The following is a 2231-nucleotide window of genomic DNA, read 5'->3' as shown; positions in this document are numbered from 1 at the left end:
TAGCCGCTCAAGGACAAATTCGCACTGCTTTGGCAACTGGCATGACCCCACTGGTAGACAGCACAAAGACCGTAGGACTAATTGCTCTTCCTGGAGCGATGACCGGCATGATCCTAGCAGGCAGCCCACCAATGGAAGCAGTGCAGTTACAGATAGTCGTGATGTTTATGCTAGTGGGCGCCGCGGCCTTTGCCTCGATGATCGCCACTTTCCTCACCTACCGCCAGTTCTTCACCCAGGCGCATCAACTCAAGCTGTGAGGACATAGCGTGACTTGAATGAGCTTGGCCTCCAGCCAAGGAATTTCATCCTACTAATTACCCTACGGTTTGGCTTTGCCTTCACCGCAGTCTGGAATGACACACCTCGTTGGGGAACTTATGTAATATCACGCGGAATCACCTCTTAACCCCTTAACCTTTTGACTGGTACTCACCCTTCAATTTCTTCCACCTTTTTCCCGCCAGTATCTGGCGTTGAGCGAAAACTAGGGACGACTTTGCGCATGAGTTTTTTGAGTCCTCCTTCGGCAGCCACGTAGTCGTCTTCGGATTCACGGAGAGCTTTTTCCCAAGCAGGAGCGAATCCAGGCGCTTGCTCACGCATCACACTGATCGCTGTCTCGGTGACTTCTAGCCTGCGGAGTTCAGCCTTTCCTGGTTTTTGTTGCACAGCGCTGAGATTGACTCTTAGCGTCTCGTTCTGCTCTTTGAGTTCATCTAGCTGATTCTGTAGCAACTCGTTGCCCTTGGCGTTGATCTTGAGTTGCGTATTGAGGTGGCCTTGAAGTTCTGAGTTTTCTTCCTCCACACGCTTCAACTCAGTTTTAAGAAATTTTCGGTCCTTGGCTCCCGATCTCCAAACAAAAATGACCATTCCGAGCCCGAGCAATAGCCCCCAGCTGAATGGGTGAGAGAGTATATCTAGCAACGTTTCCATTGCTCATAGCCTACTCGTATTTCCTCCCATGAAAAGAGTGATTTTTGAACGATGTCATTTCTCAGCTCTCCGCGGGATCTGACACATTTGACCCAAATACCCACTAGCCTGAAATTAAACAGAGTATTTCCACCATAAATGTCCAAATCGTGAGTTGCAATCAGACCTCATTCCCGTACTTTGCAAGAAATCACACATTTACTATGAGCGACACGCAACAAATCTGGCTAGATGGTAATATTATCGACAAAGCCGACGCAAAGATCTCCGTATTTGATCACGGCCTACTCTACGGCGACGGCATCTTCGAAGGTATCCGTTTCTACAGCGGCCGCGTCTTCCGACTCGAGGAGCACATAGAGCGCCTTATTCTATCAGCAAAAGCAATTCACATGACTCTCCCATGGAGTTTGGAAGAAATCTGCCAAGCTACCGTCGACACGGTCAAAGCGAACGGTCTAACCGACGGCTACATCCGTCTCGTTATCACGCGCGGCGAAGGTGGGCTAGGCCTCAATCCTTATCTCTGCCCTAAGCCGTCAATGTTCATCATTGCCGCAGCTATCCAGCTTTACCCGGAAGAGAACTACACCAATGGACTCGAGCTCGTCACTTGCGCGACTCGTCGCCCAACTCCTGGCTCGCTCAGCCCTCAGGTTAAGTCCCTGAACTATCTCAACAACATCATGGCCAAGATCGAGTGCATCCAGGCCGGTGTGATCGAAGGAATAATGCTCAATGAACAAGGCTACGTAGCGGAGTGCACAGGCGACAACGTCTTCGTCATCAAAAAGGGAAAGCTCTACACTCCGCCAGTTTCTGACGGATCGCTCGACGGGATCACCCGCCAAGTCATTTTCGAACTTTGTGAGAAAGCTGAACTAGAGCTCTCTGAGAAATCAATGACCCGTTACGACCTCTACACTGCTGATGAAATTTTTCTAACAGGCACTGCAGCTGAGGTTATCCCTGCTGTAAAGTACGACCAACGCCTAATCGGCGTCGGCAAACCTGGACCAATCTCCAAGCAACTCGTGGAAGACTTTCGTGCTCTCGCTAATAGCGAAGGCACACCTTGCGTCTAAGATAAAAAAGCCCATCCATTTTACAAAACCGCGCCAACACCTAGTGGCACGGTTTTGTACCTAACTATAGCCTAGATCTGAAATACATTTTGCTAAGATTGGCATCATTGGCTCCAGCTCCGCATCCTAGTGTTTCCTGCGCCCCTTAGCGTGCAGGCCAATGGCTTTTGCTAAAGATTCTTAGATTAGAGATTTCACTCAACGCTT

The 2231-nt window shown here is 49.6% G+C and carries 3 protein-coding genes; 2 read left to right on the top strand and 1 reads right to left on the bottom strand.

Annotated elements, in window-relative coordinates:
• A partial coding sequence (locus tag ABGY95_RS00765; protein ID WP_347439768.1) for an ABC transporter permease occupies nucleotides 1-260 on the top strand: 260 nt, incomplete at its 5' end.
• Nucleotides 261-432: 172 nt separating this feature from the next.
• Here ABGY95_RS00765 and ABGY95_RS00760 read toward each other — a convergent pair.
• Complete coding sequence (locus ABGY95_RS00760; RefSeq protein ID WP_347439767.1) at nucleotides 433-939, bottom strand: hypothetical protein; 507 nt, start codon at nucleotides 937-939, stop codon at nucleotides 433-435.
• Between the two features lie 203 nt (nucleotides 940-1142).
• Between ABGY95_RS00760 and ilvE the strand changes: the two genes are divergently transcribed.
• On the top strand, nucleotides 1143-2024 hold the full coding sequence (gene ilvE / locus ABGY95_RS00755) for a branched-chain-amino-acid transaminase (protein ID WP_347439766.1): 882 nt from the start codon (nucleotides 1143-1145) through the stop codon (nucleotides 2022-2024).
• The last annotated feature ends 207 nt before the right edge of the window (nucleotides 2025-2231 follow it).

Origin of the sequence: Rubritalea sp. (assembly GCF_039830215.1) — a bacterium.
Classification (GTDB): domain Bacteria; phylum Verrucomicrobiota; class Verrucomicrobiia; order Verrucomicrobiales; family Akkermansiaceae; genus Rubritalea.
Note: the sequence above shows the minus strand (reverse complement) of the source record. Positions and strands in the feature narration are given on the sequence as shown.